At 74.8% G+C, this 4,642-nt stretch carries 1 protein-coding gene; it reads left to right on the top strand.

The genetic code is table 11. From position 1 onward, the window contains the following. Window positions 1–4,642: SDR family NAD(P)-dependent oxidoreductase (locus ACWD26_RS43945; RefSeq protein ID WP_451279364.1), on the top strand; the 4,642-nt coding region annotated here is incomplete at both ends.

Below are 4,642 nucleotides of genomic sequence, written 5' to 3'. Positions count from 1 at the left end.
GAGATCGCTGCCGCTGTCGTCGCGGGGGCGCTGTCGTTGGAGGACGGGGCGCGGGTGGTGGCGCTGCGCTCGAAGGCGATCCTCGCCCTGTCCGGTCAGGGCGGAATGGTCTCCGTACAGCTCCCCGCCGACGAGGTGCGTGAGCTGTCTCCGCTGGCCGACGGCCGGGTGGAGGTGGCCGCCGTCAACGGTCCGTCCTCCGTCGTGGTGGCCGGCAGCTCCGACGGCCTGGACGAGGTCATCGCCGAGGCGGAGGCGCGCGGGGCCCGTGCCAAGCGCATCGACGTGGACTACGCCTCGCACACCTTCCACGTCGAGCGGCTCCACGACGAACTCCTCACAGCCCTGGGCGACTTGACGCCCGCCGACTCCCGGGTCCCGTTCTTCTCGACAGTGACCGCCGACTGGCTCGACACGACCGGGCTGGACGCGGAGTACTGGTACCGCAACCTGCGGTCCACGGTCCGTCTCGAACCCGCCGCGACGGGCCTGGTGGAAGCCGGGCATCACGTCTTCGTCGAGATCAGCCCCCACCCCGTGCTGACCGCCCCCATCGCGGAGGCCGTCGAACGGGCGGACGGCGAGCCGCTCGTCGTCGGCACCCTGCGCCGGGGCGAGGGCGGCCTCGCCCGGATGTTCGCCTCGCTCGCCGAACTCGCCGTCGGCGGCGTGCGGGTGGACTGGACGCCCGCCTACTCCGATCACCCGCCCGCCGCGCCCGCCGCGCCCGCCGCGCCCGCCGAGCCCGCCGCGCCCGCCGCGCCCGCCGCGCCCGCCGCGCCCGCCTCGTCCGGCGCTCCGGTCGACCTGCCGATGGTCGACCTGCCGACGTACGCCTTCCAGCGCCGACGCCACTGGCCGCAGACGCTGCCGGGCGCGCCCGTGGCCGACCCGGCGCACGAGGAGTTCTGGCAGGCCGTCGAGGAGCAGGACGTCACCGCCCTCGCCGCCACCCTGGACCTGTCCGCCGACGAACCCGCGCTGCGCACCGTCCTGCCCGCGCTCTCCTCCTGGCGCCGCGACCGGCGCGAGCGCACCACCGTCGACGCATGGCGGTACACGGTCGACTGGCGCCCGCTGGACCCGCCCGCGCAGCCCGCCGCCCTCCCGGGAACCTGGCTGATCGCCATGCCACAGGCCCTGCGGGACGATCCGGCGCTCGTGGCGGCGGCCGAGGCGGTACGAGAACGCGCCGAGCACGCCGTGCTCCTGACCGTGACGCCGGACGACGACATCGACACCCTCGCCACCCGGATCCGCGAGTGCGAACCGGCCGGCGTGGTGGCCCTGACCGGCGCCGACACCGCACCGCACCCGGCCGCCGCCGTCGTGCCGACCGGTCTCGCCACCACACTGACCCTCCTGCAGGCACTCGTCGCGACGGGCACGGCCGCCCCGCTGTGGTGCCTCACCCGGGGGGCCGTCGGCACCGCCGACGACGCCGGACCCGCCGAGCCCACGCAGGCCGCCGTCTGGGCTCTGGGCCGGGCGGCAGCCGTCGAACTGCCGCAGTACTGGGGCGGTTTGATCGACCTCCCCGCGACCGTCGACCGGGCCGCAACCGACCGTCTCCTCGCCGTCCTCGCCGGCACCGACGGCGAGGACCAGGTCGCGGTCCGGCCCACCGGCGTCCTCGCCCGCCGACTCGTCCACGCCGCCCCCACGGCGAACGGGCACACGGGATGGACGCCGCGCGGCACCGTACTGATCACCGGCGGCACCGGAGCCCTCGGCACGCACGTCGCCCGCTGGCTCGCCCGCGACGGCGCCGAGCACCTCGTCCTGCTCAGCAGGCGGGGCGCCGCCGCGCCCGGCGCCGACGACCTGCGCGCCGAACTGGAGGAGACGGGCGTACGGGTCACGCTGCTCGCCTGCGACACCGGCGACCGTCCCGCGCTGGCCGCCGCCCTCGCCGAGGTCCAGCGCGACGGCGACCTGATCCGGGCCGTCGTGCATGCCGCCGGCGTGGGCGTGTTGGGGCCCGTCGCCGAGGCCCCGTTCGACGACCTGGTCACCGTCCTCGGCGCCAAGGTCACGGGCATCGAAAACCTCGAAGCCGTCCTTGACCCCGCCCAGTTGGACGCGGTCGTCTACTTCTCCTCCATCACCGCCGTCTGGGGAGCCGGCGACCACGCCGTCTACGCGGCGGGCAACGCCGTGCTCGACGCGCGCGCCGAGCGGCGCAGCGCCGACGGCGTCCCCACCCTGTCCGTCGCCTGGGGCCCCTGGTCGGGCGGCGGCATGGTCTCCGACACCATCTACGACCAGCTTCGCGCCACCGGCCTGACCGTCATCGACCCCGACACGGCGATCGCCGCGCTGCGCACCGTGCTCGCCGACGGCGAGACCTCGGTGATCCTGGCCGACGTCGACTGGGCGCGCTTCGCCGAGGTCTTCACCACCGGCCGCCCCAGCCACCTGCTGGACGACATCCCCGAGGCGAGGCCCGCCGTCCCCGAGGACCAGGCCACCGGCGCCGCCCCCGCCTCCGACCTGGCCCGCCGCCTCGCCGACCTCGACGGGGCCGCCCGTACCCGCGCCCTGCGCGACCTGGTGCGCGAGCACGCCGCCGCTGTCCTCGGCCACCCCGACCCCGACGCCGTCGACCCGCAACGCGCCCTCAAGGAGCTGGGCTTCGACTCGCTCACCGCCGTCGACCTGCGCAACCGGCTGGCCGCCGCCACCGGCACGCGGCTGCCCAGCACGCTCGTCTTCGACCATCCCACGGTGACCGCCCTCGCCGTGTTCCTCGGGGAGAAGCTCTTCGGCGGGCAGGAGCGTCCGGCGCCCGTGGTGGTCAGGACCGCCGCCGATCGTGACGACCCCGTCGCCGTCGTCGCCATGGGCTGCCGCTTCCCCGGCGGCATCGGTTCCCCAGAGGACCTGTGGCGGGCCCTCACCGAGAAAGCGGACCTCACCGGCCCCTTCCCCACGGACCGGGGCTGGCCCCTGCACCGGCTCCACGACCCCGACGAGCGCACCCCGGAGTCCAGCTACGTCGACCGCGGCGGCTTCCTCGGCGACGCCACCCTGTTCGACCCGGCGTTCTTCCACATCTCCCCGCGCGAAGCACCGGCAATGGACCCCCAGCAGCGGCTGCTCCTGGAGACCTCCTGGGAGGCCCTGGAACGCGCCGCGATCGACCCGTCGACACTGCGCGGCAGCCGTACGGGCGTCTACGTCGGCATCAGCGAACAGGGCCACACCGCACGGCTCCTGGACGCGGCCACCGACGTCGAGGGCTACTTCGCCACCGGTGCCGCCGCCAGCGTCGCCTCCGGCCGGATCGCGTACACGCTCGGCCTGGAGGGCCCGGCCGTCACCGTCGACACCGCCTGCTCGTCCTCCCTCGTCGCCCTGCACCTCGCCGTGCAGGCACTGCGGGCGGGGGAGTGCGACCTCGCCCTCGCGGGCGGCGCCACCGTGATGTCCGAGCCCGCCTCCTTCGTCGGCTTCAGCCGCCAGCGGGCACTCGCCCGCGACGGCCGCTGCAAGGCCTTCGCGGACGCCGCCGACGGCTTCGCCCTCGCCGAGGGGGTGGGTGTACTGGTCGTCGAGCGTCTGTCGGACGCCCGCCGAAACGGCCACCCCGTGCTGGCGGTGGTGCGGGGCTCGGCGGTGAACCAGGACGGTGCGTCGAACGGTCTGACGGCGCCGAACGGTCCGTCCCAGCAGCGGGTGATCCGGGACGCGTTGGCGAGTGCGGGGCTGTCGCCGGCGGACGTGGACGCGGTGGAGGCCCACGGAACCGGCACCCGGCTGGGTGACCCGATCGAGGCGCAGGCCCTGCTGGCGGCGTACGGGCAGGAGCGTGAACGGCCGCTGTATCTGGGGTCGTTGAAGTCGAACGTCGGCCATACACAGGCGGCGGCCGGCGTCGGTGGGGTCATCAAGGCCGTCATGGCGCTGCGCCACGGGGTACTGCCGAAGACGCTGCACGTGGACCGGCCCACGCCCGAGGTTGACTGGTCGGCGGGTGCGGTGGAGCTGCTGACCGAGGCACGGCAGTGGCCGGACGCGGGACGTCCGCGCCGGGCCGGTGTGTCGTCCTTCGGGATCAGCGGCACCAACGCGCACGTCATCCTCGAACAGCCTGAAGCACTCGAACAGCCCGAAGCGCTTGAGCAGCCCGAAGCGCTTGAGCAGCCCGAAGCGCTTGAGCAGCCCGAAGCGCTTGAGCAGCCCGAGACCTCGGCGGGGCAGGAATCCGGCGACCCGGCCGCCGGTGCGTCGGTGTCCGTCGTCCCGATCGTCCTTTCCGCCCGGGACGACACGGCCCTGCGTGCCCAGGCCGCACGGTACGCCGCCTTCCTGGGCGACCTCCCCGACATCCGGCTGCCCGACCTGGCGCTCTCGCTCGCCACCACCCGGGCCCTGCTGCCCAGCGCCACCGTGGTGACGGCCGCAGACCGCGACCAGCTCCTCCAGAGCCTCACGGGTCTCGCCGACAGCGGCGCTACGACCGTCGACGAACCGTCCGACGGCGGGCTCGCGGTGGTGTTCTCCGGCCAGGGGTCCCAACGGGTGGGGATGGGACGGGAGTTGTACGAGGCGTTCCCGGTCTTTGCGGGGGCGTTCGAGGAGGTGTGTGCGGGTTTTGGGGGGTTGTTGCCGGGGTCGTTGCGGGAGGTGGTGTTCGGGG

The organism is Streptomyces sp. NPDC002787 (genome assembly GCF_053592095.1).
Note: the sequence above shows the minus strand (reverse complement) of the source record. Positions and strands in the feature narration are given on the sequence as shown.